This window comes from Pinirhizobacter sp., assembly GCF_035317885.1.
GTDB lineage: Bacteria > Pseudomonadota > Gammaproteobacteria > Xanthomonadales > Rhodanobacteraceae > Pinirhizobacter.
The window spans coordinates 1-3,470 of the sequence record NZ_DATHFX010000040.1; the positions used below are offsets into that span (position 1 = coordinate 1).

The 3,470-nt window shown below is 62.7% G+C and carries 4 protein-coding genes and 1 tRNA gene; all 5 read right to left on the reverse strand.

From position 1 onward, the window contains the following. Positions 1 to 264, reverse strand: a 264-nt coding sequence (locus tag VK519_RS01195) for a NusA N-terminal domain-containing protein (protein WP_324346872.1), incomplete at its 3' end; no start/stop codon positions are given. Positions 265 to 305: 41 nt separating this feature from the next. Beyond that, positions 306 to 809, reverse strand: a complete 504-nt coding sequence (rimP, locus tag VK519_RS01200) for a ribosome maturation factor RimP (protein ID WP_324346874.1) — start codon at positions 807 to 809, stop codon at positions 306 to 308. 184 nt (positions 810 to 993) lie between these two features. Further along, a tRNA-Met gene (locus tag VK519_RS01205) sits at positions 994 to 1,070 on the reverse strand. Positions 1,071 to 1,584: 514 nt separating this feature from the next. Then, positions 1,585 to 3,027 carry an NADH-quinone oxidoreductase subunit NuoN gene (gene nuoN, locus VK519_RS01210; RefSeq protein ID WP_324346876.1) on the reverse strand — a complete coding sequence of 481 codons (1,443 nt, stop codon included), beginning with the start codon at positions 3,025 to 3,027 and terminating at the stop codon, positions 1,585 to 1,587. Positions 3,028 to 3,038: 11 nt separating this feature from the next. Continuing rightward, positions 3,039 to 3,470 (reverse strand): proton-conducting transporter transmembrane domain-containing protein (locus VK519_RS01215; RefSeq protein WP_324346878.1); only part of this gene is annotated, 432 nt, incomplete at its 5' end.

A 3,470-nucleotide genomic window follows, 5' to 3' on the forward strand; every position in this document is an offset into this window, starting at 1 on the left:
CTGTTCGTCGATTGCGTCCATCAGGCGCACCTGATTAAATGGGGACTCCATCTCGCCGTCGTCGGCGATGACTTCCCAGCGGCGGAAGGTCTCGTATTCACCGGTATTGCGGTCGATCGACACGCGGACGTCCGCATCCTCGTCGGGATAGCGCTTCTTGGCCGCCGAGGCCAGGGCTGCTTCCATCGCGTCGAAGATGACATCGCGGGGCACGCCCTTTTCGTTGGCGACCGCGTCCACGACCAGCAGGAGTTCTTTGCTCATTGCCGCTGCTCCAGGAGTGCCATCAATGCACCCCAATCTCGTTATTGACTGTTCTTTCCGCCCTTCTTGGGCTGCGGCACGTAGCCGAGCGCTGCCCAATCGGGAACCACGCGAGCGCTTTCAATAGCGTCGTGCGCAAATTCGATGCGGCCGGTGTCGGTGTCCAGCGCGATGCGCTCGCCTTCGACCGACGCGACCTTGCCGCGAAGCCGGCGACGGCCCTCCAGCGGCGACTTCAGCAATACCTTGACCTCCTGCCCCGCCACCTTGCCGAACTGCGCGGCGGTGAAGAGCGGACGGTCGATCCCGGGGGAGGAAACCTCCAATACATAGTGTCCGGGAATCGGGTCTTCAACGTCGAGCGTGGCCGACAACTCGCGGCTGGCCGCTTCGCAGTCTTCGACGGTAACCTCGCGACCCTCGACATCCAGATAGACGCGCAACGTGCTCTGCCCATGCGAGGGCAGGAATTCCACGCCGATGCACTCCACGCCCTGATCGGCGAGGATGCTGCTAAAACGTTGGGCAAGTGCCTGTGTATCCACGATTCCTACTGTTTACCCTGGGTTTTCCGGTCTTCAGAAACAAAAAATGGGCTCCAGCGGCCCATTCCCTTACTACGCCGATGTATCCGACTCTTCCCAATCCCCATGATAGCAAGATCGGGAGACGCATCCGTGCGCCCAACAAAAAAGCCTCACAAGGAGGCTTTCTCGATAAGAAAGATCCTGGTAGCGGGGGCAGGATTCGAACCTGCGACCTTCGGGTTATGAGCCCGACGAGCTGCCAGACTGCTCCACCCCGCATCAGAGTCCGCGAAGTATACGGACATGGCCCGAATGTTGCAACACTGTGTATGCGCGTCGACGTTGCGGTGGGGGAGTCGGTGGGTGTCGCTTTCGTCACGCTTCCGCAGGAAGGCGAAGCCGACCGAGGACTTAGTGACGAAAGCGACACCCACCGACTCCCTCGGACGTAACGGTGGCACGCCAGGAGAGCAAAGCATTGTGCTGGGTTGGGGTCAGAGTTATTACTCTGACCCCGTTCGCCTGCATCGATGTGCTTGCAGTAACTGTGATCGATGGACGCCGTTTTCCGGCCGGCATTTTCACAGCGGAAGGGGCGACGTCGAAGCCCGCGCGGCCCACCCTGTCTAAGTGGGATTGTGCCGGCAGGTAGCCTGAAGAGCCGGAGGGGGCGGGGGAGCCGGCGGGCTCTCCCTGAGAACGCTTCCGCAGGACGGCGAAGCCGGACGAGGACTTAGTGACCAGGGGAGAGCCCGCCGGCTCCCCCGCCCCCTCCGGCTCTTCAGGCGTCCACTCAGGCCGTAATCCCAAACGCGCGCTGACACCACGCAAACAGCGGTCCCCAGGCGATGCCGAGGGCCAGGAGTGCGAGGGCGTTGAGTGACAGGACGAAGCGCAGCGGCATGTCGGGTTGGGCGCGGACGTCGGTGCCTTCCACGGGGGCGTCGAAGTACATCACTTTGACCACGCGCAGGTAGTAGTAGAGGCCGATGATGGCGAATACGGCGCCGACTACCGCCAGCCAGAGGAAGCCGGCGTCGATGGCGGACTGGAGTACCAGCAGCTTGGCGAAGAAACCGAACATCGGCGGCACGCCGGCCAGCGAGAACATCACCAGCATCATCAGGAAGGCGAACCAGGGCGAACGCTGGTTCAGGCCCTTGAAGTCGTCGATTTCCTCGCACTCGAAACCGGCGCGGGACATGACCAGGATGATGCCGAAGGCTGCGGCCGAGGTGAGCGCGTAGCTGACGGCATAGAACATGGCCGCCGAATACCCCGCGGGGTTCGCCTGGACCAGGCCCAGCAGCAGGAAGCCCATATGCGAGATGGTTGAATAGGCCAACAGGCGCTTCAGATTGGTCTGCACGATGGCCAGCAGGTTGCCGATGGCCAGTGACAGCACCGCCAGCACTGCCAGCATCATCCGCCACTCGTGGGCGTAGGCGCCCAGGCCAGAGTCCAGCAGCCGGTAGGCCATGCCGAAGGCGGCGATCTTCTGGGCGGTACCGATGAAGATGGTGACGGCCGTCGGCGCGCCCTGGTACACATCGGGAATCCACATGTGGAACGGTGCCGCGCCAAGCTTGAAACCGATGCCGACGATGGCGAAGACCACGCCGAACAGCATCAGGTTGCGCCACTCCACGTTCTGCACGTGCAGGATGGTGGCAAGGTCCAGCGAATGCGTGGCGCCGTAGATCATCGACATGCCGTACAGCAGCATGCCCGAGGCCAGCGCGCCCAGCACGAAATACTTGATGGCAGCTTCCGACGACAGCTGCGAATCGCGGTTGAGCGCCACCAGGGCGTACGAGCTCAGGGTAAGCAGTTCCAGGCCCAGGTACACCGTGACCAGGCTCCCGGCCGATACCAGCACCATGATGCCGATCACCGCGAACAGGGTAAGCGCGTAGTACTCGCCCTCGTTGATGTTCCTGTCGCGCAGGTAGCCGCGCGAGTAGATGAACATCAGCGCCGTGGTGAGCAGCGAGAACACCTTCAGGATCTCGGCCACCGGGTCGCGGATGAACATGTCGCTGAAGCCCGACACCGCCACGGCGGGCTGGCCGTCGATCACCAGCCACGCACCCACCAGCAGCACGATGATCGACAGCCAGTGGATGGCGACGCGCTGGCCACCCTTGAGGAAGGCGTCCATCAGCAGGATCACGCAGGCCGCCACCGTGAGGTAAGCCTCGGGAAGCAGGATCAGGAAATCATTGAAAGTCGGCATGGGATGTTCCATCAAACCTTGGAGTACGCCAGTTTCTGGACCAGCTGGCCGACCGACGCATCCATCAGGTGGACGAGCGGCTGGGGCCAGATGCCGAACAGCAGGACAGCGGCAGCGAAGGCTGCCAGGACGAAGGTCTCGCGGGCGTTGATGTCTTTCATCTCGGCCACGTGGTGGTTGGTGACTTCACCCCACAGCACGCGCTTGACCATCCACAGCGTGTAGGCGGCGCCGATGATCAGCGTGAACGCGGCGAACAGCGCGATCCACGGGCTTGCCTGGAACGAGGCCAGGATCACCATGAACTCGCCGACGAATCCGCTGGTGCCCGGCAGGCCGGAGTTGGCCATCGCGAACAGCATGAAAAAGGCGGCGAATACCGGCATCTTGTTGGCCACGCCGCCGTAGTCCGAGATCAGGCGCGAATGCATGCGGTCGTAGAG